Below are 23852 nucleotides of genomic sequence, written 5' to 3'. Positions count from 1 at the left end.
CCCGCGCACCCATGGACACCATCGCCTGGACCGACGACACGGACGCCGGACAGCCACCGCCCGTCGACGACCACTCCACCCTGACCCTGCACATCAACGGCAGCGACCGGAAACTGACCCTCGACCACCGGACCACCCTGCTCGACGCCCTGCGGGAACACCTCGGGCTCATCGGTGCCAAGAAGGGGTGCGACCACGGCCAGTGCGGCGCCTGCACGGTCCTCGTCGACGGCCGCCGCGCCAACAGCTGCCTGCTGCTGGCCGTTGCCCAGGACGGCAGGCGCGTCACCACGATCGAAGGCCTCGCCGACGGCGACCGGCCGCACCCGCTCCAGGAGGCGTTCCTGGAGCGCGACGCCTTCCAGTGCGGCTACTGCACACCGGGGCAGATCTGCTCGGCCCTCGGCATGCTCGGCGAGGCCGAGGACGGCTTCCCCTCCCACGTCACCCCGCCGGACACGGCGGCGGACGGCGGCCCCGTACCGCTGGACGCGGAGGAGATCCGCGAGCGGATGAGCGGCAACCTCTGCCGGTGCGGCGCCTACCCCCGCATCGTCGAAGCGATCGAGGACGTGACCCCGTGAGACCCTTCGCCTACCTGCGCCCCGGCTCCGTCGCCGAAGCCGTCCGGGTCAGCGCCGAGCGCCCGGAGGCCCGCTTCCTGGGCGGCGGCACCAACCTGGTCGACCTGATGAAGCTCGGGGTGGAGTCGCCCGGACTGCTCATCGACGTCAGCCGCCTTCCGCTGGACCGGGTGGTGCCCACCGACGACGGGGGGCTGCGGATCGGCGCGACCGTACGCAACAGCGACCTCGCCGCCCACCCCGCCGTACGCGAGTGCTACCCCGCGCTGTCGCAGGCCCTGCTGGCCGGAGCCTCCGGGCAACTGCGCAACACCGCCACCACCGGCGGGAACCTGCTCCAGCGCACCCGGTGCCTCTACTTCCAGGACACCTCTAAGCCCTGCAACAAGCGGCAGCCCGGCTCCGGGTGCCCCGCCAGGGAAGGGGTCCACCGTGATCTGGCCGTCCTCGGCCACTCGCCGGACTGCGTCGCCACCAACCCCTCCGACATGGCCGTCGCCCTCGCCGCGCTGGACGCCACCGTGCACCTGCGCGGACCGGAGGGCGAACGCGCCGTGCCCGCCACCGAGTTCCACCGCCTGCCCGGCGACAACCCCGACCAGGACACCGTCGTCAGACCCGGCGAGATGGTCGTGGACGTCGTCCTGCCACCGGCGCCCGAAGGAGCCGTCTCCCTCTACCGCAAGGCCCGCGACCGCGCCTCGTACGCCTTCGCGCTGGCCTCCGTCGCCGGGGTCCTGACGGTACGTGACGGCCGCGTCGCCCACGCCTCGCTCGCCTTCGGCGGGCTCGCGCACCGGCCGTGGCGGGCCCGTGCAGCCGAGGACGTGCTCCGGGGAGCGCCCGCGACCGAGGAGACCTTCGCCCGCGCGGCGGATGCCGAACTGGCCGCCGCCGAGCCGCTGCGCGACAACGGCTTCAAGGTCGCCCTCGCCCGCAACCTCGCCGTCGGCGTACTCACCGAGCTGACCGACCGGGCGGACCGGTCCGGCTGACCCCCGCGCCCCGCGCACCCCCACGAACCGAGGACTTCCGCCATGAGCCACGCCACCCAGCCGCTGGGCGCGCCCGTCGCCCGCCGCGAGGGCCGGGAGAAGGTCACCGGCACCGCCCGTTACGCCGTCGAGTACCACCCGGCCGGCCGCCTGTACGGCCGTGTCGTCCCCGCCACCGTCGCACGGGGGCGCGTCACCGCCGTCCGCACCGCCGACGCGCTCGCGGTGCCGGGCGTCCACACCGTGCTGACCCACGAGAACGCGCCGCGGCTGCGCGAGCCCGACGACCCGGTGCTCGCGGTCCTCCAGAACACCCGCGTCCCGCACCGGGGATGGCCGGTGGCCCTGGTCGTCGCCGACAGTCTGGAAGCCGCCCGCGCCGGGGCCGCCGCCGTCCGCGTCGAGTACGAGAGCGCCGGCCACGACACCGTCCTGACCTGGGACCACCCGGGGATGTACACCCCGGAGACGGCCAACGGCGGCTACCCGGCCGTCCGCGAGCGCGGCGACGCCGAGGCCGCCCTCGCCGCCGCGCCCGTCACCATCGACGCCACCTACACCCTCGGCGGGCTGCACAACCACCCCATGGAACCGCACGCCTCGACCGCCTGGTGGGCCGACGGGCACCTGACCGTCCACGACTCCAGCCAGGGCTCCACCACGGTGCGCGACTCCCTCGCCCAGGCCTTCGGACTCGACCGCGACCGGGTCACCGTCGTCTCCGAACACGTCGGCGGCGGCTTCGGCTCCAAGGGCACCACACGCCCCCAGGCCGTCCTGGCCGCCATGGCCGCCCGCCTCACCGGGCGGCCCGTCCACATCGCCCTGTCCCGGCGGCACATGCCCGCGCTCGTCGGGCACCGCGCCCCCACCATCCAGCGCGTCCGGCTCGGAGCCGACCGCGACGGCGTGCTCCGAGCGGTGTCCCACGAGGTCGCCACCCAGACCTCCCGGATCAAGGAGTTCGTCGAACAGGCCGCCGTCCCCGCCCGCGTCATGTACGCCTCGCCGCACAGCGGCACCGCGCACCGCGTGGTCGCCCTCGACGTGCCCACCCCGTCCTGGATGCGCGCGCCGGGGGAGGCCCCCGGGATGTACGCCCTGGAGTCGGCCATGGACGAGCTGGCGTGCGCCCTGGGCATCGACCCCGTCGAGCTGCGGCTGCGCAACGAACCGGCCGTCGAGCCCGACAGCGGGCGCCCCTTCAGCAGCCGCGGGCTCGCCGGCTGCCTGCACGAGGGCGCCCGGCTCTTCCGCTGGTACGACAGGGACCCGCAGCCCGCCGCCCGGCAGGAGGGGCGGTGGCTCCTGGGCACCGGCATGGCGTCGGCGACCTACCCCGTCCTGGTGTCGCCCTCGGCCGCCTCCGCGCATGCCGCACCGGACGGCTCGTACACCGTCCGGGTGAACGCCACCGACATCGGCACCGGCGCGCGCACCGTGATCGGCCAGATCGCCGCCGCCGCCCTGGGCACCCCGCAGGAGAACGTGCGCGTCGAGATCGGTGACAGCGACCTGCCGCCCGGCTCGGTCGCCGGAGGGTCCTCGGGCACGGCCTCCTGGGGGAGCGCGGTGCACCACGCCGCCACCGCCCTGGCGCACCGGCTGGCCGAGGGCGGCACCGTACCCCCCGAGGGCGTCACCGCCACCGCCGGCAACGAGAAGGAGACCGCCGCCTCGCCCTTCGCCCGGCACGCCTTCGGCGCCCACTTCGCCGAGGTGGCCGTCGACACCCACACCGGCGAGGTCCGGGTCCGCCGGATGCTCGGCGTCTTCGCCGCCGGACGCATCCTCAACGCCCGTACCGCGCGCTCCCAGTTCATCGGCGGCATGACCATGGGCCTGGGCATGGCACTCACCGAGGGCAGCACCATGGACCCCCTCTTCGGTGACTACGCGGAGCACGACCTCGCCTCCTACCACGTCCCGGTCTGCGCGGACGTGACGGACCTTCAGGCCCACTGGATCGACGAGGACGACCACCACCTCAACCCCATGGGCAGCAAGGGCATCGGGGAGATCGGCATCGTCGGCACGGCGGCCGCCCTCGGCAACGCCGTACGGCACGCCACCGGCGCCCGGCCGCGCTCCCTCCCGATCACCCCCGACACCCTGCTCCCGTACCTGTGACCCGGCGCCCCGCGGTTGCGCGAACGGCCCCCTCGGGTCACCCTGAGGAGTGACCCAGAAGTGATCACTGCTCACGCTTCGTGCTCGGGGGTCGTTGGTTCGACGGGGTGAAGTACGTGGGCCTCGCGATGAGGAGCCTCGACGATGACCGTTCCACTCGACCGGCACTATCTGGCCGAACTGCAGGTGTCGGCAGAGCGCGTTTCCCAACTGCGGCGCATCGTCGCCGCGCACCTTCGTCACTGGAACCTCGATCTGCAGGTCCGGCCCGTGTGCCGGGCCACGGAGGAACTCCTGACGAACGTCCGGCGGCACGTCGGCGAGGGCGCCCGGTGCGTCGTCGAACTCCGCTGGAGCGGCCGGCAGCTCACGGTCTCCGTGGCCGACGGCGACGCCCGGATGCCCCGGCTGCCGCACGGCGGGGGAGGCGGCCTGAGCCGCGTCATGGCCCTCAGCGACAGCTGGGGCACCTGCCGGACCCCGGACGGCAAAGTCGTGTGGTTCACGCGTTACGCGCCGACCCCACGTCCCACCGGGCTGCCGCCGTGGGCGCCGCTGCCCGCCGGCCTCACCTCCCGGAGCCGGCCGGAGGCCGCACTCGTGTGAGCCGGGCCCGGCCGGTGCGGACCGCGTGCCCCGCGCACGCATGATCCGCACCGGCCGGGTACGCGCACCACGGGGCCGCGTTGCGTTGCGCGGCAGGGCGCGGCGCGGCACGGTCGAAGAACCGATGCAAGGAGGCCACAGCCATGCCCATCGCGACGGTCAACCCCGCGAACGGCGAGACGCTCAGGACGTTCGACGCGCACGGCGAGAAGGAGATCGAGCAGCGGATCTCCGCCGCCGCCCGCGCGTTCCGCACCTACCGCACCACCGGCTTCGCCGACCGGGCCCGTCTGCTGAACCGGGCGGCCGACCTTCTCGACGAGGACCGGCCGGAGATCGCCCGCACCATGACCACCGAGATGGGCAAGCCGCTCGCGGCCGCCCGCGCGGAGGCCGCCAAGTGCGCCAAGGCGATGCGCTGGTACGCCGCCCACGCCGAGCGCCTCCTCGCCGACGAACACCCCGACCAGGCCGACGTCGAGGACTCCGGGGCGTCCAGGGCCCTGGTGCGCTACCGCCCGCTGGGCACCGTCCTGGCCGTGATGCCGTGGAACTTCCCGCTCTGGCAGGTCGTGCGCTTCGCCGCACCCGCTCTCATGGCCGGTAACACCGCCCTTCTCAAGCACGCCTCCAACGTCCCGCAGACCGCCCTGTACCTCGGTGACCTCTTCGGCCGGGCCGGATTTTCCGACGGCTGCTTCCAGACACTCCTGATCGGCTCCGGCGCCGTCGAGGCGATCCTGCGCGACCCCCGGATCGCCGCCGCGACGCTCACCGGCAGCGAACCGGCCGGCCGCTCGGTCGCCTCCGTGGCGGGCGACGAGATCAAGAAGACCGTGCTCGAACTCGGCGGCAGCGACCCCTTCCTCGTCCTGCCGAGCGCCGACGTCGCGAAGGCCGCCGCCACCGCGGTCACCGCCCGCGTACAGAACAATGGGCAGTCCTGCATCGCGGCGAAGCGTTTCATCGTCCACACCGACGTGTACGACGCGTTCGCCGAGCGCTTCACCGCCGCGATGGGCGCCCTGACCGTCGGCGACCCCCTCCAGGAGGCCACCGACGTGGGACCGCTCTCCAGCGAGCGGGGCCGGGCCGACCTGGAGGAACTGGTCGACGACGCGGTCGGGCAGGGCGCCACCGTCCTCTGCGGGGGCCGCCGGCCCCCGACCCTGGGCGGCGGGCTCGAACACGGCTGGTTCTACGAACCGACCGTCCTGACCGGCGTCACCCCCGGCATGCGCGTCCACCGGGAGGAGACGTTCGGCCCGGTCGCCACCCTCTACCGGGCCGCGGACCTCGACGAGGCCCTGGACCTCGCCAACGACACCTCCTTCGGGCTGAGTTCCAACGTATGGACCCGCGACCAGGGCGAGATGGACCGCTGCGTGCGCGACCTGGAGGCCGGCGGTGTCTTCTTCAACGGCATGACCGCCTCCCACCCCGCACTGCCCTTCGGCGGGATCAAGCGCTCCGGCTACGGGCGCGAGCTGGCCGGGCACGGCATCCGCGAGTTCTGCAACGCCACCACCGTCTGGTACGGCCCCGGCTCCGACCCCCGCTAGGAGACGCAGATGACCACCACCTCCGCGCTCTCCGGACCGGACCTCGACGCCCTCGACGCGCACTGGCGGGCCGCCAACTACCTGGCCGTCGGCCAGATCTACCTGATGGCCAACCCGCTCCTGACCGAGACCCTCGCGCCCGAGCACATCAAACCCCGTCTGCTCGGCCACTGGGGCACCTCACCCGGACTGAACCTGGTCCACACCCACCTCAACCGGGTGATCAAGGAACGCGGCCTGCGCGCCCTGTGCGTCTGGGGCCCCGGCCACGGCGGACCGGCCGTGCTCGCCAACGCGTGGCTGGAGGGCAGCTACACCGAGACGTACCCCGACATCGGCCGGGACGCGGCCGGCATGGGCGCGCTGTTCAAGCAGTTCTCCTTCCCCGGCGGGGTGCCCAGCCACGTCGCCCCGGAGACCCCGGGCTCCATCCACGAGGGCGGGGAGCTGGGCTATGCGCTCACACACGCCTACGGCGCCGCCTTCGACCACCCCGAACTGCTCGTGGCCTGCGTGATCGGCGACGGCGAGGCCGAGACCGGGCCGCTCGCGGCGTCCTGGCACTCCAACAAGTTCCTCGACCCCGTCCACGACGGCGCGGTCCTGCCGATCCTGCACCTCAACGGCTACAAGATCGCCAACCCCACCGTCCTGGCCCGGCTGCCCGAGGACGAACTCGACGCCCTGCTGCGGGGATACGGACACGAACCGATCCACGTCGAGGGCGACGAGCCCGAGGCCGTGCACCGCGCGCTCGCCGCCGCCATGGACCTCGCCCTCGACCGGATCGCCGGCCACCAGCGCGCCGCCCGCACCGAGGGCGCGACCGTACGCCCGCGCTGGCCGATGATCGTGCTGCGCACCCCCAAGGGCTGGACCGGTCCCAAGGAGGTGGACGGCGTCCCCGTCGAAGGCACCTGGCGCGCCCACCAGGTGCCGCTCCCCGGCGTCCGGGACAACCCGGGCCACCTGCGCGAGCTGGAGGAGTGGATGCGCTCCTACCGTCCCGGGGAACTCTTCGATTCCGACGGCCGGCCCACCGAGGCCGTGCTGCGCTGGGTGCCCGAGGGCACCTTCCGCCTCGGCGCCACCCCGTACGCCAACGGCGGGCTGCTCCTGCGCACGCTGCCCGTCCCGCCGCTGGAGGAGCACGCCGTACGCGTCGACGGTCCCGGCACGGTCATGCACGAGCCCACCCGGGTCCTGGGCGGCCTGCTGGAAGACGTCATGGCCGCGACCGCCGGGCGACGGGACTTCCGCGTCGTCGGCCCCGACGAGACCGCGTCCAACCGCCTCGGCGCGCTCTACGGCGCCACCGGCAAGGCCTGGCAGGCCGCCACCCTGCCCACCGACGAACACCTCTCCCGGGACGGCAGGGTGATGGAGGTGCTCTCCGAGCACCTGTGCCAGGGCTGGCTGGAGGGCTATCTGCTCACCGGGCGGCACGGCCTGTTCTCCTCGTACGAGGCCTTCGCCCACATCGTCGACTCGATGGTCAACCAGCACATCAAGTGGCTGCGCACCTCGCGGCGGCTGGCCTGGCGCCGCCCCATCGCCTCCCTCAACTACCTGCTCACCTCGCACGTCTGGCGCCAGGACCACAACGGCTTCTCGCACCAGGACCCCGGCTTCGTGGACCACATCCTCAACAAGTCGCCCGAGGTCGTCCGGGTCTACCTGCCGCCGGACACCAACACCCTGCTCTCCACCGCCGAACACGTCCTGGCCAGCCGCGACTACGTCAACGTCGTCGTCGCCGGCAAGCAGCCCAGCTTCGACTGGCTCACCCTCGACCAGGCGCGCGCCCACTGCGCCCGCGGTGCCGGCGTGTGGGAATGGGCCGGCACCGAGGACGGCGGCCGCGAGCCGGACGTCGTGCTCGCCTGCGCCGGAGACGTACCCACCCTGGAGACGATGGCCGCGGCCGGTCTGCTCCGGCGCCACCTGCCGGAACTCGCCGTGCGGGTGGTCAACGTGGTCGACATGGCCCGGCTGCTGCCCCGCGAGGAGCATCCGCACGGGATGCCGGACGCGGAGTACGACGCCCTGTTCACCCGGGACAAGCCGGTGATCTTCGCCTACCACGGCTATCCGTGGCTGGTGCACCGGCTCGCGTACCGCCGGGCCGGGCACGCGCATCTGCATGTACGGGGCTACAAGGAGGAGGGCACGACCACAACACCGTTCGACATGGTGCTCCGCAACGACCTGGACCGCTACCGGCTGGTCATGGACGTGATCGACCGGGTGCCGGGGCTGGGGGTGCGCGCCGTCGCCGTACGCCAGGCCATGGCGGACGTACGCGGCCGGCACCACGACTGGATCCGGACGCACGGCACCGACCTGCCTGAGGTGGCCGACTGGACCTGGGAGGGCTGACCGGTCCCGGACACGCCTCAGCCGGACCGCCGATCAGCGGTCCGGCCGAGGCGTGTCCCGTGTCCGGGACGGGGGCGGCACTCGGTCAGAAGCGCAGCACCGCGGCGACGCGCCCGTGGTCGGCGAGGGAGTCGTCGGCGACGAACGCCACCTCGCCGCCGTTGTCCAGCACCGTCTCGACGAGTTCGTCCACGATGTCCTCGCGGACCCCCTCGTCGCCCGGCGTCACGTCCGCCGGATCGACCGCCTCCAGATGGCCTTCGGCCACCCTGACCGTCCGCTGGAAGTGCTCCTCCACCGCGACGAGGGCGACGCGGCCCTCTCCGGCGGCCGCCCACACCTCGTCGAGCCCGCCCGCGAAGGTCTTGGCACCACGGGCGGTGTCCAGCCTGCCCCGGACGGCCGCGACACCCTGCTCGCGCCATTCCGCCAGCGCCGGCTCCAGCTCCCTGGCCAGTTCGGGCGCCGTCGTCTCCGCCGTCGTCCCCTTCGGGACCGTGCAGGTGGCCGACCGCGCGTGGTCGCCGACGTCTTCGAGCAGGGAGAGCGCCTGCGGCAGACCGACCAGGAACAGCGGCCGGGGCTCCGCGGCCAGCACCCCGCGCAGGGTGTCGTCCACCGTGCGGAAGAAGTTGCGGGTGTCCTCGTCGGTGTAGATGCTCGGCGCGTCGCCGCTCCGGGCCTGGCGCTCCGGGTCGAAGTTCTGGTGCGGAGGACTCAGCGGGAAGCCGTGGTCCTTCACCGGCCGCAGGCCCTCGTTCGTCCCCGACCAGAGCGCCGCGTGATCGGCGGAGAAGCTCAGCACCCAGAACAGCCGGGCCCCCGCCTTCGCCGCGACCAGGTTGCGGGTGAGGTAGGAGTCGCTGAGGACGACGCGCTCGGGGGCGGTGCGTGGCACCTGCCAGATCTGGTACTCGTCCGCGTCGGCCAGGACGACCAGGGACTCCAGGGCACGGCGCGGGTCGATGTCGGCGGCCGCGCGGTCCAGCTGAGCCTTCACGGCGTCCCGTGCCTCGCGGCTCACCCGGGGGTCGGCGTCCAGCCGGCTGCCCGCCTCCGCCAGCAGATTGCGCAGCCGTACGGCGTCCTGGGTGTTGTCCGGCGCCCGGCGGTGGGTCGGCATCGTCAGGGACAGCGCGGGATAGGGCCTGGTCGCCCGAAGTTTCTGCAAGGTGCCGGAGGTCAGGGCGTCCGTATCCATCGTTCCCTCCCGGAGGGCTCGGGGTCCGCGGTACTGAGCCCGCCCCGGGGTGAGGAGCGGGGAGCTCAACGAGTCAATTCATACCGTTTGATCCTTATCCGGGCGAATTATTCGGTCCGGCTCGTCGGTGCCGGGCGCACGGGCGGGCCGGGTCCGCCGGGGAGTGCGCCCCGGCGGACCCGGCCCGTGCCGGCGGGACGCCTACCAGATGGCCTCGACCCACTCCGGGTGGTCGATAAACGGGTTCCGGTTGTGCTGGAACCGCTCGAATATGACGTCGTTGCGCTTCTTCTCGAAGCTGTCCGGCGGGTCCTCCTGGCTCCACCGCTTCAGGACGGAGAGCCGGCCGATGTTCGGCGCCGAGCCGTTGCTCACCTTGTCGTTGGGCTCCAGGTCGGCGAAGGCGTCGTCGCCCTCGTACCGCACGGCCATGTAGAGGATCATCCGGGCCACGTCGCCCTTGACGGCGTCGCGGGGCTCGAAGGAGTCGCCGTCCGTGTAGTTGCCCGGCGCGCCGGAGACGGCGCTGCCGCCTTCGTCGAAGTCCTTGTTGCCGCGGATCGAGTTGACCTGGACGTCCGTGGGGCGCAGGTGGTGGATGTCGGTACCGGGACCGGTCGCGGTGCCGAAGTTCCCGTGCGACTTGGCCCAGACGTGCTCCCGGTTCCATTCCCCGGTGCTGCCGCCGTTCTCGTTCTTCGACTGCGAGCGGCCGGTGTACAGGAGGATCACGTTGGAGGAGTTGGCCGGGTCCTCGTCGGTGGCCTTGAGGGCGTCCCAGACCTGGGCGTACGTGAGCGTGCTCTGATCGCTGACGATGGTGTGCAGTGAGCTCTTCAGGGCCGCGCCGGTCTTGCCGAGGGCGTCCTGGTAGTAGGTGTCGTCGAGGACGGCTGCGGGGGCCGCGGTGGCCGGCGCGGCGGAGGCCGCGACGCCGGTGAGCACGGCGATCGAGGTGGCGGTCGCGAGTAGTGGACGCGCGTAGATGCGGCGACGGACGGACATGTGGGGTGTCCTCTCCCAAGCGGGGCCCGCTCCGCCGCCACCGGGGTGCGTGGGGGAGCGGTGCCGGGTGGCCGGTCGTTGGCTGGTCAGCCGGGAGCCTCGCACACGCGGGGTGCCACCGTGTGAACGTTGCGTATTTATCATGTGCAAGTCAGGTGATACCTCTCCGCGCGCCTCCCGCCCTCGGATGCGGCGACCTCCGCGGGGAGCGAGAATTGCCGCAAGGACGAGGAGGCGGTATGAGCGAAGAGCCCGAATCCACATCCGCATCCGCGCCGGACGCGCGGGACGTGACCCCCGACCGGCTGCTGCACACCGGCGGCCACGACCAGCCGACCCCGGAGGACCTGGTCCTCGCCTCGGGGCGGGACCTGACCCCGGAGAACCTCCGATGGGCCGAGCGCACGCTGGCCGAGGAGGGCCGGGCGGCCGTGGAGAAGCGGCTTCCATGACGGGGAGGCGGCTTCCTTGACGGGGAGGCGGCCACCTTGACCGAACCGGGGCGGGGAGCCGTCGAAGGCTCCCCGCGCCTCGGCTAGCCTGAACGCGATATGAACCGTTTGACGACGTCACAAGGCGTGTTCGAGCTCGCCCGCTTTCCCGAGGACCACCGCGACCGGCTCCGCGCCTGGGACGCGGCGGACGAGTACCTGCTGCGGCGGACGGCGGGCACCGTGGACGAGGAGCCGGTCCCCCTGACCGGAACCGTCGTGGTGCTGGGCGACCGCTGGGGCGCCCTGGCCACGGCCCTCGCCGGGCACCACCCCGTACAGATCACCGATTCCTACCTCGCGCGGCGGGCCACCCGCGCCAACCTCGCCCGCAACGGCGCCGATCCGGACGCGGTGCGGATCCTGTCGACGCGGGACACCCCGCCGGAGCGCATCGACACCCTGCTCGTACGGGTGCCCAAGAGCCTGGCGCTCCTGGAGGACCAGCTGCACCGGCTCGCCCCCGCACTGCACGCCGGAAGCGTCGTGACCGGCACCGGCATGGTGAAGGAGATCCACACCTCCACCCTCCGGCTCTTCGAGCGGATCGTCGGACCCACCCGCACCTCCCTCGCGGTGAAGAAGGCCCGGCTCATCCACTGCACCCCCGATCCGGCGCTGCCCACGGCCCCCAGCCCCTGGCCGTACCGCTACGAGCTGCCCGACGGGATCGGTGCGATGTCGGGGCGGACCGTCACCAACCACGCCGGGATCTTCTGCGCCGACCGCCTGGACATCGGCACCCGCTTCTTCCTGGAGCACCTGCCCGAGCGGACCGGTCCCGACCGTGTCGTCGACCTCGGCTGCGGCAACGGCGTGGTGGGCACGGCGGCCGCGCTCGGCAACCCGGAGGCATCCCTCACCTTCCTCGACGAGTCGTACCAGGCGGTCGCCTCCGCCGAGGAGACCTTCCGGGCCAGTGCGCCCCCCGGCGCGGAGGCCCGCTTCGTCGTCGGCGACGCCCTCGCGGACGTACCGCCGGCGAGCGTGGACCTCGTCCTGTGCAACCCGCCCTTCCACTCGCACCAGGCGGTCACCGACGCGACCGCCCGGACCATGTTCCAGGGGGCCTGCGCCGCCCTGCGCCCCGGCGGTGAACTCTGGGTCGTCGGCAACCGGCACCTGGGCCACCACATCCGGCTCCGGAGGATCTTCGGTAACTGCGCCACCGTGGCGGGTGACCCGAAGTTCGTGGTGCTGCGGGCCGTCCGGCGCTGAGCGGGGCTCAGGGCAGGTCGTCGCGCCCCAGCCAGGACGGCACCTCGGGCACCTCCGTGTCCCAGGCGGGAGGCGGGCCGGGATCCGGTTCCGGGGCACGTCCGCGCGGTGCGCGGTCCACTCCGAGTCGCCGCCTCTTCCGGACCGGCCGGGAGGGCCCGGGCAGGGGTTCGGGCGCGACCTCGGCCGAGGCGTCGGCCTGGTCGTCGTCGGCCGGGGTCTCGGGCGGGTCGCTGTCGTACACCTGCTCGGCGACCTTGAAACGGCAGTGGAACGTCCGCCAGACGCCCTTGACGACCAGGAGGAACCCCTCCGCCTCCTGGTAGAGGAACCGCCGCTCCGGGTTGGCGGGATGGAACGGCTGGAACCGCTCGGCCCGCGCCCGGAGCACGTCGAGCGCCTCCTGCCGGGTCCCGTCCACGTGGTCCAGCACTTCGACCGACCACATCTGCCCCTTGCCGTACCACAGGTTCTGCTCGACGATCAGCCCCCATCTGGGCACGCCTGTCCACCCCTCCCCGTCCCGCGCACCGTCGCCGTCCGCATCCGCCGGCGCCGGGGCGCCATACTAGGGCGTGTTTCGAAAGTCCCGCCTGGCCTGCGACGCCCGGCACGCGCGCTCGCCGCGTTGTCGGAGTCGCCCGAGTACGTCCAGTACGAGGGCGATCCTCCGCCTTGCGATCGCACGCACCGGACGCCGCGGGCCCCGCCCTCCGGGCGGACGGCGCTACTTTCGAAACACGACCTAGGAGGCGGCGTCCGGCGAGCACGACCACACCCCGGTCCGACCGGGCCGTCCGGCCTGCCCGTTCCACCGCCGAGCGGAAGGTACGAGCCGATGAGCGAAACAGACGTGGGACTGTTCGGACCACGGTCCGTCACCTGGCAGATGCACGCGGACCCCATGATGTGGATCGCCGGTGTGCGCGCCCTCTACCTCCAGGCCCTCCATCCCCGCGCCGTGCGCGGGGTGATGGAGAACTCCGACTTCCGCGAGGACGCCTGGGGGCGGCTGATGCGCACCGCCGACTTCGTCGGCACCCTCACCTACGCCACCACCCGGGACGCCGAGAAGTACGGCGCGCGCGTCCGCACGATACACCGCCTCCTGACGGCCACCGATCCGCTCACCGGCGAGACCTACGGCATCGGTGAACCGGACCTGCTGCTCTGGGTGCACTGCGCCGAGGCCGACTCCTACCTCCAGGTCGAGCGCCGCTCAGGCCTCCCGCTCACCGACGCCCAGGCCGACCGCTACATCGACGAGCAGCGCGAGGCCGCACGCATGGTCGGCCTCGACCCGTCCGCCGTACCGGCCACCACGGCGGAGATGGAGGCCTACTTCACCGGCATACGGCCCCAACTCGCCGCCGGGCCGGACGCCCGGGAGGTCGACGACTTCCTGCGCGACCCGCCCGTCCCCGCCGCACTGGTCCCGGCGCGCGCCCTGCTGTGGCGGCGGGTGGCGGCACTCGCCTACGACTCCCTGCCTCCGTACGCCCACGAGCTCTACGGCAGGCCCGCGCCGCCCCGCGCCGCCGTCGACCGCCGTCTGCGCGCCGCCGGGACGGCCCTGCGCCGCGTCCCCGCGCCCCTGAGACGGCGCCTGCCGCCCGGCCACGTCGCGAAGGCGATGGCGCGACTCGGCCGCGGCAGCCGCCCCTCCCCGTACAAACTCCGCAGACAGGCGGCCATACTGGACGGGCCGGGGAGGGCGCAGCGGTAGTAGGCGACACGACGGGGGCGACTGCGGGAGATGGCGGAGACCAGGCTGATCCAGAGCCGGTACCGGCTGCTCGATCTGATCGGGCGCGGCGGCATGGGCGAGGTGTGGCGTGCCCGTGACGAATCCCTGGGCCGGCAGGTCGCCGTGAAATGCCTCAAACCGATGGGGCCCCAGCAGGACCGCTCCTTCACCCGCGTCCTGCGTGAACGCTTCCGCCGCGAGGCGCGGGTGGCGGCCTCGCTCCAGCACCGGGGCGTGACCGTCGTGCACGACTTCGGGGAGTCGGAGGGCGTCCTCTACCTCGTCATGGAGCTGCTGGAAGGACGCAACCTCAGCCAGCTCCTGGAGGACAACCGGCAGCACCCGCTGCCCGTGCCCGACGTCGTGGACATCGCCGAACAGGTCGCCGACGCCCTCGGCTACACCCACCAGCAGGGCATCGTGCACCGCGACCTCAAGCCCGCCAACATCATGCGGCTCGACGACGGCACCGTGAAGATCTGTGACTTCGGTATCGCCCGGCTCGGCCACGACATCGGCTTCACCTCGCGCCTCACCGGCACCGGGATCGCCATGGGCACCCCGCACTACATGTCGCCCGAGCAGATCAGCGGCGGTGACGTCGATCACCGCAGCGACCTCTACTCCCTGGGCTGCGTGCTGTACGAGATCGCCACCGGCGTGCCCCCGTTCGACCTGGGCGACGCCTGGGCCGTTCTCGTCGGACACCGTGACACCGTGCCCGAACCCCCGCGCAACCACCGGGCGGAGCTGCCCGGGTTCTTCGACCGGGTCGTCCTGGACCTGCTCGCCAAGACCCCCGACGCGCGGCCCGCCGACGCGGACGCCCTGCGGCGGCGCATCGCCGTCGGCCGGACCGGCGGGCAGACCCGGGTGCCGGCCACCGGGCGCGTACCGCTCGCTCCGCCCGCCCCCGTACCGGCAGCCCGCCCGGCCGCGGAGGGGGCCCGACTGCCCCCCTGGACCCGGAACATGACCGCCGGTCACAAGGCGGCAGCCCCGCCACCGCCGGGAACGGCGCCCGTCGACCACGCGGAGGACCTCACCGGGATCTGGACGACGGGGACGGATCTCGGCGGCCTCTCCGGCGCGTTCCCGGCCGGGGGCGCCACCCGGCCCACCCCGTCGCCCGAACTGCTCTCCACCCTGGCCAGCCGGCACAGCGCCGGGCTCAACCTCGCCCGCCTGGGCCACTGGGAGGAAGCCGGCGAGGTGCACCGGTCGGTCGCCGCGACGCGCGAGCACGCGCTGGGACCCGACCACCCCGACACCCTCGCCAGCCGGTACGAGGTCGGGTTCACCTTCAGCCGCACGGGACACGCCGACGAGGCGCTGCGGGAGTTCGGCCGGGTCGCCGACGGACGCGAACGCGTCCTGGGCACGGACCACCCTGAGACGCTGGCGGCGCGCCAGGAGACCGCGTACGTCCTCGGCCAGCTCGGCCGGCACTTCGAGGCGCACCAGGTCTACGCCTCCGTGCTCGCCTCCCGGGAGCGCACCACGGGACCGGACCACCCGGACACCCTGCGCTGCCGCCACAACCTGGCCTTCAACCTCGGCAGGCTGGGCCGGCTGGAGGACGCCTACCTGATGGCCCGTGAGGTCGCCGACGCGCGCAGCCGGCTGCTCGGCGCGACGCACCCCGACACCCTGGTCACCCTCTACGAAGTCGCGTACACCCTGGGCCAGCTGGACCGCTGGGGCGAGGCGCTGCTGACCTACCGTGAGGTCGCCCGCGCCAGGAGCGGCGTGCTGGGCGCCGATCACCCCGACACCCTGGCCGCACGTTACGAGATCGGCATCAGCCTCGGCCGGCTGGGCCGCAGCGCCGAGGCGCTGGAGCTGTACCGCGCGCTGGTCGAGGACCGCACCCGTGTCGACGGTCCCGACGCCCCCGAGACCCTGCGGGCCCGGCACGGCCTCGGCGTCAACCTGGGACGGATGGCACGCTGGGAGGAGGCGCTCGTCGAGGCCCGTGACGTCTGCGTGCTGCGCGAGCGCACCCTCGGCCCGGACCACCCCGACACGCTGGTCAGCCGGCGCGAGGTGGCCGTGGGTCTCGGCTGGCTGGGCCGATGGGCCGACGCCCTCATCGACTACCGGGAGGTCGCCGACGCCCGCGAACGGGTCCTGGGTGCCGAGCATCCCGACACCCTCGCCAGCCGCAACGACGAGGCGCACTGCCTGGAACAGCTCGGCCGGGGCACGGAAGCGGTCGACCTGTACCGGCAGGTCGCGGCCCTGCGCCGGCAGCACGTCCCACCGAACTGAGGGGGCCCGTCAGCTTCCGAGCCCGTCCCGCACGCGGTAGAGGTCGCGCAGCAGGGCGATCTCGGCCCCGTGGTGCAGGATCTCCTGGTTCACCCACCACACGACGTCGAGGAACGGGCTCTCCGGATCGCTGCCGTACGGGTACCCGCAGTACCCGACGGTGTCGAGCGCCGCGTCGTCGGCGCCTGCCAGCACGGACCGCCAGGCGTGGACACCAGCCTCGAACGCGGCGATCCCACCGGCGGCCTCGCCCTCCACGCGGTAGTCGTCCCGGGTCAGGGCGCGGGTTCCGGTGGTGTGGTCGGCGCGGATCGTCAGCAGCTCCGCGAGGTGGCTCAGACGCCAGGACGCCGTGGTGAACGGCGGTGGCGAGGGATGGGGAAAGGGAGCGGTGTCGCGGCCCCACCCGCCCGTCCCGCTCAGCGTGGTCGCGCCCGTACCCGGACCGTCGGCGCGGCGGCGGACCGACCAGCATCCGGGGACCGGCTCCCAGCGGAACTCCTCGTCCGTCATCGCCGTGGCCGGGACGTCCGTGCCGTTGCCGCTGTCGGTGAAGGGTCCCGTCATGCGCCTCACGAGCCGCTCGGACGCCCAGTCGAACTGGTCGAGGAGGGGGATCAGGCGTGCCGGTGTCGTCATCGTTCTCCTACGGTGGGACGGAAGCGGGCCGGGCCGGACGGAAGGGCGAGTCGGGCCGCGCAGCACCCTGCCACAGCCGCTTTCGGCCCTGTACCGGTTTTCGAGGGGGCGCCCCGGCCCGTACCCGCTTCGGGCGAGGCGACGCGCGTGTTCGTGCGGGCGTCGGTGGCGGCGAGGGTCTGGCCCGTGTTGGCTTCTGTGGCGGCGAGGGCTCTGGGTTCGTGCCGGCTTCGGTGGTGACGACGGTCCCGGGTTCGTGCCGGCTTCGGTGGTGGCGGCGCCCCGGGCCCGTGCGGCTTCGGTGGCGGTGCCCGGCCTCTGGCCAGGCCCGATCCCGCCGTGTTACGAAGGGACATGTCCGCAGCCGAGACCCACCCCACAGGCCCGCCCGCGTCGGACCGCTACGATGCGGTGATCGTCGGAGGCGGCCACAACGGCCTGGTCGCCGCCGCCTACCTGGCCCGCGCCGGGCAGTCCGTCCTCGTACTGGAGAGGCTCGCCGGAACCGGCGGAGCGGCCGTCTCCACCCAGGCCTTCGCCGGTATCGACGCCCGGCTCTCCCGATACTCCTACCTGGTCTCCCTGCTGCCCGACAAGATCGTCAAGGACCTCGGGCTCGACTTCGCCGTGCGCAAGCGTCCCGTCTCCTCGTACACCCCCGTCGTACGCGCGGGGAGGCCCACCGGGCTGCTCGTCGGCGGCGAGGGCACCCGGGACTCCTTCGCCGCCCTCACCGGCGGCGACCGCGAGTACGAGGCGTGGCAGCGGTTCTACGGCATGACCCGGCGGGTCGCCGAGCGGGTCTTCCCGACGCTCACCGAGCCCCTGCCGGACCGGGGCGCCCTGCGGGCCCGCGTCGACGACCAGGAGGCCTGGCGCACGCTGTTCGAGGAGCCGATCGGGGCCGCCGTCGAGCGGACCTTCCAGGACGACCTGGTCCGTGGGGTCATCCTCACCGACGCGCTGATCGGTACCTTCGCCGACGCCCACGACCCCTCCCTGATCCAGAACCGCTGCTTCCTCTACCACGTGATCGGCGGATCCACCGGGGACTGGGACGTCCCGGTCGGCGGCATGGGGGCCCTCACCGACGCGCTGGCCGGTGCGGCACGGGCGGCGGGGGCCGAGATCAGGGTCCTGCACGAGGCGACCCGCATCGACACCGACGGCACCCGCGCCGAGGTCACCGTCCGCTCCGCGGACGCGGAGCACGTCGTGGCCGCCCGCAGGGTCCTGGTCAACGCCTCGCCGCAGGAGTTGTCCGCACTGCTCGGTGAGGCCCCGCCCGCCCCTGCCGAGGGAGCCCAGCTGAAGGTGAACATGCTGCTCACCCGGTTGCCGAAGCTGCGTGACCGCTCGGTCGATCCCCGCGGCGCGTTCGCCGGGACATTCCATGTGGCCGAGGGATACGGGCAGTTGGCGGACGCCTACCGGGAGGCGTCGGCGGGGCGGCTGCCCGCCGCCCCGCCGTCCGAGATCTACTGCCACTCGCTGACCGATCCCTCGATCCTGGGCCCCGGACTCGCCGCCCGGGGCTACCACACCCTCACCCTCTTCGGTCTGCACGCCCCGGCCCGGCTCTTCGCCGAGGACAACGAGGCGGCCCGCACGGCTCTGCTCGACGCGACCCTCGCGCAACTCGACGCGCACCTGGAGGAGCCGCTCACCGACTGCCTGGCCCTCGACGGCGACGGCAGACCGTGTATCGAGGCGAAGTCCCCGCTCGACCTGGAGCGGGACCTGGGGCTGCCCGGCGGCCACATCTTCCACGGCGACCTCTCCTTCCCGTACGCGACGGAGGCGAGCGGCCGGTGGGGAGTGGAGACCGCGCACACCAACGTCCTGCTCTGCGGGGCGGGCGCGGTGCGTGGCGGCGGGGTCAGCGGAGTACCCGGACACAACGCGGCCATGGCGGCACTGGGCCACTGACCCAGGGCGGTCGGCTCCCTCACAGAGGGTAACTCTCACGGAGGGTATCCCTCACCCTGTACTTCAGGGTGAGGGATACCGTTCGCTGGAGCGGGGGCCGACGCGGACCGCCCCGCCCGGTCGACGGACCGGACGGGGCGGACACACGGGACGGGCGGGGTGGGTGCGGGTGTCACCGCCGCCCGGTCCCGGCAGGGGCGCCTCGCGGTCAGGAGGCGGTGCAGGCGCCGACGACGGGCGCCGCGGTGTTGCCGTTCGTCATGACGGTGAACCCGAAGCTCGTCGAGGCACCGGCCGACAGGGTCCCGTTGTAGGTCGGCTTCACGGTCATCACGGTGTTGCCGGCGTTCCATGTGGGGGCGCCGTTCCAGAGGGCGGAGACCTGCTGGGACGAGGGCATGGTCACCGGCACGGACCAGGTGGTGATGCCCGACGCGCCGGCCTTGACGGTCACCTCGCCGTTGTACCCGCCCTGCCACGTGGCGGTCTGCGTGTAGGTTGCCGAGCAACTACCGGTTCCGCCACCGCCGTTGTCGCCACCTCCGTCACCGCCACCGTCGCCGCCGCCGGTGGACCCGCCGAGCGCGGCGAGCACCGCGTCGTAGGCCGACTTCTTGTTGTAGTTGCCGTCGAAGAGCAGTGGCGTCCCACTGCTGCGCCAGGAGTACTTGTCGGTGACACCCCAGACGGTGAGGCCCGTGCAGCGCGTCACGCCCAGGCAGGCGTTCACGACGCTCGTGTAGTTGGCGGCCTGGGCCGCGCCCGAGCCCTCGATGTCCAGCTCGGTGATCTGGACGTCGAGGCCGAGGTCGGCGAAGCGCTGGAGGTTGGCCCGGTAATCCGAGGGGACCGGCGAGTTGCTGTTGAAGTGGGACTGGAAGCCCACGCAGTCGATCGGCACGCCGCGCTGCTTGAAGTCCTTCACCATGGCGTAGACCGCGTTGCTCTTCGCGTTCTGTCCGTCGGTGTTGTAGTCGTTGTAGCAGAGCTTGGCAGCGGGATCGACCGTGCGCGCGGTACGGAACGCCTCCTCGATGAAGCCGTCACCCAGCTTGTCCTGGAAGGGCGAACTGCGCCGGGCGCCGTTGCCGCCGTCCTGGAAGGCCTCGTTCACCACGTCCCAGGAGTGGATCTTGCCCTTGTAGTGCGTCATCACCTGGGTGATGTGGTTGTTCATCGCCGCGCGCAGATCGGTGGCGCCCAGGCCGCCGACCCAGCCCGGTAGCTGCGAGTGCCACACCAGGGTGTGCCCGCGTACCTTCATCCCCTTGCTCTGCGCATGGCTGACGATCTGGTCGGCGGCGGTGAACGTGAAGGAGTTCCGGCTGCCCTCGACCGCGTCCCATTTCATCTCGTTCTCGGGGGTGACCGAGTCGAACTGGGCGTCCAGTGTGGAGGCGTACTGCGCCTCGCCGAGGTGGTTCGCCGCGACCGCGGTGCCGAAGTACCGGCCCTTGGCCGCCGCCGCGTCACCGAGGGCGCCCGTGGCCTCGGCCGTCCCGGCGAGGGAGACGACACCGGCCGCGGCGAGCACACCCGCCGTCAGCACGGAGACCGCCCGTCTGGCGCGGGCCGTCGAGCGGGGGCGTGCGGGGGATTTCTTGGCCATCACGTTGTCCAGCCTCTTCTTCCGGTTGCCGGGCGGAAGCAACAGGGGCGCCCGGTCAGGGGATGCGGACCGTTCGAGGTGCTGTGGGACCTCCCGCCGGGACGCGCCGTCGAAGGCACCCTCGGCGGGAGGGTGAGCGATGGAACATGGGAGCGAGGGAGAGTATGCGCTCAGGCGGAGGCCGCGTCAACGCCATGTTTCCGAAATATTTCCGAGCGAATACCCGCTCATCTGTGGATGGTTGGCCTTACCACCTGCGTAGACGGTGAGGATCTGGTACGGATCCGGATTCTTCCGGCGAGGGCGGGCGCCGCCCATGGGGGTCCGTGGCGAAAGGCCGTCAGGGGAGCGGGCGAAAGTTTCGGAGCGGGTCGCCAGGGGCGGCGAGGTGGCGTACCCCCTGACCGGCGTCCCTGATGAACGCGGCCTGTGCGCCGGCACCGTGAACCGTCCCTGTGAAGCGGCCCGGCCTGCACGTCCCCTTGGTCACAGGATGCGGCTGAGCGTGGCGGGGCGCGGGCTGTGCCCTCCGGGCAGACCGCGCCCCGCAGTCGTGCGACGGGGGATCCTGGGCCGGGAGCCGGGAGCCGGGAGCCGGGAGCCGGGAGCCGGGAGCCGGGAGCCGGGAGCCGGGAGCCGGGAGCCGGGAGCCGGGAGCCGTGACCATGGGTCCTGGGTCGTGGGCCGGATGAAGAGTGCGAGCCGTCAGCCGTCGAGGAGTGAGAACCCCAGCACGACACCCGCCGACACGGTCACCTTCCCCGGCGTCAAGTCGCCCTCGCCGCCGTCCACGGCGCGCCCGCGATGGCTCCGGTAGCTCTGCATCTCCTCGGCGTCCACGTCCTTGATGTGGACGACCGGCCCGAGGCGCGCACCGGCCGCCTCGGCGTACAACGCGGCCTTCTCCCGTGCCGCGGCCACCGCCGCCGTACGGGCCTGCGCGCGCAGCTCCTTCTTGCGGCGCACGTCGAACTCCACACCGCTGACCTGGTTGGCCCCCGCGTCGACCAGGTCGATGAGAACCGTCTCCAGGGTGTCCAGTTCGCGCAGTTCGATGACGAACGAGGCGGTGCACTCGTAGCCCATGAACCTGCGTGTCTCGCCGTAGCTCCACTTCGACGTGAGGTTCAGACGTGAGGCGGAGACGGCCGCTTCGGGCACCCCGTGTCCTCGGAGCACCTGGCGGATGCGGTTGACCCCGCCATGGGTGGCCGCGAACGCCTCGGCCGGCGTGTCCTCGGTCTGCTCGATCGCCACGCGCAGACGGGCCAGGTCCGGCGCGGCGTCCTCACTCGCCGCGCCGAACACCGACACGCCCCACGGGGCCTCTATGTGCTGGGTACCGTTCATGCCGGTCATCCAAGCAGCCGTATCCGTCCCGCCGCAGGACCGCGGTCTGTTCAGTCGGCGGACACGGTCCACCCCGAAGCCTCGAACCGGCGTGCGTCCGCAGGCTTTTCGCTGTCGAAGAGGGTGCGCCCGCCGTCCTCGACCCGGACCCCGTCCACGTACGCCCCGCGCCCGACGTACAACTGGTCGGTCGTGTAACGCCAGCGCAGCCGCACCTCGGTACCCCGCCAGGCGGACAGGTCCGCGTCCAACCGGTGCCAGACGCGCCCCGACCAGCCGGACACCGAGCCGTGCGGATGTGTCCCGGAGACGGCCGGGGCACCGCCACGGGCTGTCGGCCGGGTGGTGAACGGCACCGGCTGCCACGTGGCCCCCGTATCGGCCGACGCCTCCAGGAAGAGGAAGTCGGAGGCCGGTTCCGTGTCCCACCACAGCGCACAGGTGAGCGCCGCGCGGGAGGAGGACGGACGCAGCGCGGGCAGCGTGAGGGTGGCGGTGGCCGAACTCGCCAGGCCGGAGAACCACGCGGTCCGGCCACGGGTGGGCCGCACGGGCACCGCACGCGCCATCCGGTTCGCCGTGGCCACCCGCGGGGCACTGCCCGAGCGCCAGGTGCGCACCGGGTGCACGGAGTTGCCGAGGACGATCAGGAACGAGTCGGTCGACGGGTCCAGGACCAGGCTGGTGCCGGTGAATCCCGTGTGGCCCGCCGTACGTGGCGTGGCCATCGCTCCCATGTACCAGTGCTGGTACAGCTCGAAGCCCAAACCGTGGTTGTCACCGGGGAAGGCGGTGTTGAAGTCGGTGAAGAGCAGCTCCACGGACTTCTCCGACAGGATTCGCGACCGCCCGTACACACCGCCGTTGAGCAGTGTCCGGGCCAGCACCGCGAGGTCCCAGGCGCACGAGAAGACGCCCGCGTGGCCGGCGACCCCGTCCAGGCTGTAGGCGTTCTCGTCGTGCACCTCGCCCCAGACCAGTCCGCGCTCCAGACCCGACCAGGGCAGCCGCGCGTCCTCGGTCGCGGCGATCTTCGGCTTCCACGAGGCGGGCGGGTTGTACCGCGTGCGGTGCATACCGAGCGGAGCGGTGATCTCCTCGCGGAGCAGCACGTCCTGGGTGCGGCCGGTGATCTTCTCCAGGATCAGTTGCAGCGAGATCAGGTTGAGGTCGGAGTAGAGATACACCGTCCCCGGGGCGGACGTGGGCACCTCGTCCCACAGCAGCCGGAGCTTCCCCTCCCGGGTCGGCTCCTCGTACAGCGGGATCCAGGCCCGGAAGCCCGAGGTATGGGTGAGGAGCTGACGGACCGTGACGTCCTGCTTGCCGCCCCCGGCGAAGTCCGGGAGGTACGAGGCGACCGTGGCCTCCAGCTCCAGCCGGCCCCGCTCGATCTGCTGGACGGCCAGGATCGAGGTGAACAGCTTCGACACCGACGCCAGGTCGAAGACCGTGTCCCGCGCCATCGGGATCTGCTGGTCGGCGGGGAACTCCACCCCCTTGTCCGTCTCCTCGTCGTACGCCGCGTAGCGCAGCGCCTTCCCGATCGGCCGGTGCAGCGCGACGGTTCCGCCGCGCCCGGCGAGCAGCACCGCACCGGCGTACCACGGGTGCCGCGGGGAGTCGGCCAGATATGTCTCGGCGTCGGTCACCAGCAGGTCGAGGTGCTCCTGAAGCAGACCCGCGCGCCCGGCCGGCCCGCGGCGCAGCGTAGGCCTGTCCGCCCCTGGTCCCATACCCGTCCCGGTCACCGATGGTGTTCCCGCGGAACCCGCCCCCCGCTCCGCCCCGAACGCGGATCCGGCCGCCCCCGCGAAGGGAATCGGTGCGAGAGCGAGTGCTCCGCCCAGCGCCAGTATCCCGCCGCCCAGCCTCCGGCGGCTCATTCCCCCGCCCGACATGTCCCCGGTCATCCCGAACCCCTTTCCCCTCGCGTCGTCAGCGCGACCAGCAGCGCGAAAGTAATTTTCGAAATCTCGTCCGAGCATGAAACTTCCTGCCGGAGTAGAGAGTACTGGCGCCTCCGTCGCCCCGTACGCCCCTGGCAAAACAAAGAATGTGACGGCACGTCAGCGACGAGCCGGAGCCTGGCAAGTGGCGGACCGGCACAGGGGCGCACCGCCCCGGGAGCCGGGC

General features: G+C 72.7%; 18 protein-coding genes. 11 read left to right on the top strand and 7 right to left on the bottom strand.

Annotation, left to right across the window (positions count from 1 at the left end; genetic code table 11):
- Window positions 1-11 precede the first annotated feature (11 nt).
- From B9S64_RS00565 to B9S64_RS00540, 6 genes are all read left to right on the top strand, one after another.
- Window positions 12-584: a 2Fe-2S iron-sulfur cluster-binding protein gene (locus B9S64_RS00565; protein WP_103491175.1), complete on the top strand. Its 573-nt coding sequence runs from the start codon at window positions 12-14 to the stop codon at window positions 582-584.
- Window positions 581-1579 carry a xanthine dehydrogenase family protein subunit M gene (locus tag B9S64_RS00560; RefSeq protein ID WP_103491176.1) on the top strand — a complete coding sequence of 333 codons (999 nt, stop codon included), beginning with the start codon at window positions 581-583 and terminating at the stop codon, window positions 1577-1579. Before B9S64_RS00565 ends, B9S64_RS00560 begins: the two co-directional genes overlap by 4 nt.
- A 42-nt stretch (window positions 1580-1621) precedes the next feature.
- Window positions 1622-3709, top strand: coding sequence for a xanthine dehydrogenase family protein molybdopterin-binding subunit (locus B9S64_RS00555; protein WP_103491177.1), 2088 nt, complete (start codon window positions 1622-1624; stop codon window positions 3707-3709).
- Between the two features lie 144 nt (window positions 3710-3853).
- A complete protein-coding gene (locus tag B9S64_RS00550) occupies window positions 3854-4315 on the top strand; it encodes an ATP-binding protein (RefSeq protein ID WP_103491178.1) in 462 nt (153 codons plus the stop codon).
- Window positions 4316-4458: 143 nt separating this feature from the next.
- Entirely contained in the window at window positions 4459-5877 is a 1419-nt protein-coding gene (locus B9S64_RS00545; protein ID WP_103491179.1) for an NADP-dependent succinic semialdehyde dehydrogenase, read from the top strand.
- A 9-nt stretch (window positions 5878-5886) separates the two neighbouring features.
- Window positions 5887-8256, top strand: coding sequence for a phosphoketolase (locus B9S64_RS00540; RefSeq protein ID WP_103491180.1), 2370 nt, complete (start codon window positions 5887-5889; stop codon window positions 8254-8256).
- An 85-nt stretch (window positions 8257-8341) separates the two neighbouring features.
- On the opposite strand, the gene B9S64_RS00535 is transcribed toward B9S64_RS00540, so the two are convergent.
- Both B9S64_RS00535 and B9S64_RS00530 read right to left on the bottom strand, forming a co-directional pair.
- Entirely contained in the window at window positions 8342-9457 is a 1116-nt protein-coding gene (locus tag B9S64_RS00535; RefSeq protein WP_103491181.1) for a chemotaxis protein, read from the bottom strand.
- A gap of 201 nt (window positions 9458-9658) precedes the next feature.
- The gene (locus B9S64_RS00530) at window positions 9659-10462 is read right to left on the bottom strand and encodes an endonuclease I family protein (protein ID WP_103491182.1); all 804 of its coding nucleotides are present in this window, start codon (window positions 10460-10462) and stop codon (window positions 9659-9661) included.
- A 239-nt stretch (window positions 10463-10701) separates the two neighbouring features.
- Between B9S64_RS00530 and B9S64_RS00525 the strand changes: the two genes are divergently transcribed.
- Window positions 10702-10914 carry a hypothetical protein gene (locus B9S64_RS00525; RefSeq protein WP_103491183.1) on the top strand — a complete coding sequence of 71 codons (213 nt, stop codon included), beginning with the start codon at window positions 10702-10704 and terminating at the stop codon, window positions 10912-10914.
- 99 nt (window positions 10915-11013) lie between these two features.
- A complete protein-coding gene (locus B9S64_RS00520) occupies window positions 11014-12171 on the top strand; it encodes a methyltransferase (protein WP_103491184.1) in 1158 nt (385 codons plus the stop codon).
- Between the two features lie 7 nt (window positions 12172-12178).
- Here the strand turns inward: B9S64_RS00520 and B9S64_RS00515 are convergent, their stop codons facing one another.
- Complete coding sequence (locus B9S64_RS00515; RefSeq protein WP_103491185.1) at window positions 12179-12673, bottom strand: hypothetical protein; 495 nt, start codon at window positions 12671-12673, stop codon at window positions 12179-12181.
- Window positions 12674-13009: 336 nt separating this feature from the next.
- On the opposite strand from B9S64_RS00515, the gene B9S64_RS00505 reads away from it, so the two are divergent.
- Together B9S64_RS00505 and B9S64_RS00500 are read left to right on the top strand one after the other, a co-directional pair.
- Entirely contained in the window at window positions 13010-13897 is an 888-nt protein-coding gene (locus B9S64_RS00505; RefSeq protein ID WP_109491927.1) for an oxygenase MpaB family protein, read from the top strand.
- 30 nt (window positions 13898-13927) lie between these two features.
- The gene (locus B9S64_RS00500) at window positions 13928-16189 is read left to right on the top strand and encodes a serine/threonine-protein kinase (RefSeq protein ID WP_103505256.1); all 2262 of its coding nucleotides are present in this window, start codon (window positions 13928-13930) and stop codon (window positions 16187-16189) included.
- Window positions 16190-16198: 9 nt separating this feature from the next.
- Here the strand turns inward: B9S64_RS00500 and B9S64_RS00495 are convergent, their stop codons facing one another.
- A complete protein-coding gene (locus B9S64_RS00495) occupies window positions 16199-16828 on the bottom strand; it encodes a DinB family protein (RefSeq protein WP_103493035.1) in 630 nt (209 codons plus the stop codon).
- Window positions 16829-17182: 354 nt separating this feature from the next.
- Between B9S64_RS00495 and B9S64_RS00490 the strand changes: the two genes are divergently transcribed.
- Window positions 17183-18757, top strand: coding sequence for an NAD(P)/FAD-dependent oxidoreductase (locus tag B9S64_RS00490; RefSeq protein ID WP_103493036.1), 1575 nt, complete (start codon window positions 17183-17185; stop codon window positions 18755-18757).
- A gap of 208 nt (window positions 18758-18965) precedes the next feature.
- Here the strand turns inward: B9S64_RS00490 and B9S64_RS00485 are convergent, their stop codons facing one another.
- The 3 genes from B9S64_RS00485 to B9S64_RS00475 form a co-directional block, all read right to left on the bottom strand.
- A complete protein-coding gene (locus B9S64_RS00485; protein WP_181012412.1) occupies window positions 18966-20366 on the bottom strand; it encodes an endo-1,4-beta-xylanase in 1401 nt (466 codons plus the stop codon).
- Between the two features lie 705 nt (window positions 20367-21071).
- Window positions 21072-21716 (bottom strand): SIMPL domain-containing protein, encoded by a 645-nt coding sequence (locus B9S64_RS00480; protein WP_103493077.1) that lies wholly within the window; start codon window positions 21714-21716, stop codon window positions 21072-21074.
- Window positions 21717-21766: 50 nt separating this feature from the next.
- Window positions 21767-23629: a serine hydrolase domain-containing protein gene (locus B9S64_RS00475; protein WP_103493037.1), complete on the bottom strand. Its 1863-nt coding sequence runs from the start codon at window positions 23627-23629 to the stop codon at window positions 21767-21769.
- Between the last annotated feature and the right edge of the window lie 223 nt (window positions 23630-23852).

This window comes from Streptomyces sp. SM18 (assembly GCF_002910775.2).
GTDB classification, from domain to species: domain Bacteria; phylum Actinomycetota; class Actinomycetes; order Streptomycetales; family Streptomycetaceae; genus Streptomyces; species Streptomyces halstedii.
Note: the sequence above shows the minus strand (reverse complement) of the source record. Positions and strands in the feature narration are given on the sequence as shown.